The sequence below is a fragment of the Paenibacillus sp. GYB006 genome (assembly GCF_036577645.1).
GTDB lineage: Bacteria > Bacillota > Bacilli > Paenibacillales > Paenibacillaceae > Paenibacillus.
Map to the genome: position 1 here is coordinate 1 of NZ_JARBDA010000104.1, position 246 is coordinate 246.

At 48.4% G+C, this 246-nt stretch carries 1 rRNA gene; it reads right to left on the bottom strand.

Annotation, left to right across the window (positions count from 1 at the left end):
- Positions 1-189 (bottom strand): 16S ribosomal RNA (locus tag PV403_RS25190); the annotation flags it as partial.
- Positions 190-246 lie beyond the last annotated feature (57 nt).

The following is a 246-nucleotide window of genomic DNA, read 5'->3' on the forward strand; positions in this document are numbered from 1 at the left end:
AAGAACCTATCCGGTATTAGCTACCGTTTCCGGTAGTTATCCCAGTCTTATGGGCAGGTTGCCTACGTGTTACTCACCCGTCCGCCGCTAACTCTCAGGAGAGCAAGCTCTCCATCAAATCCGCTCGACTTGCATGTATTAGGCACGCCGCCAGCGTTCGTCCTGAGCCAGGATCAAACTCTCCAATAAAGTTATTGAAAAGAGCGATAAGCTCATTTAGAAAATGCTGACGAGAACTTAACGTTC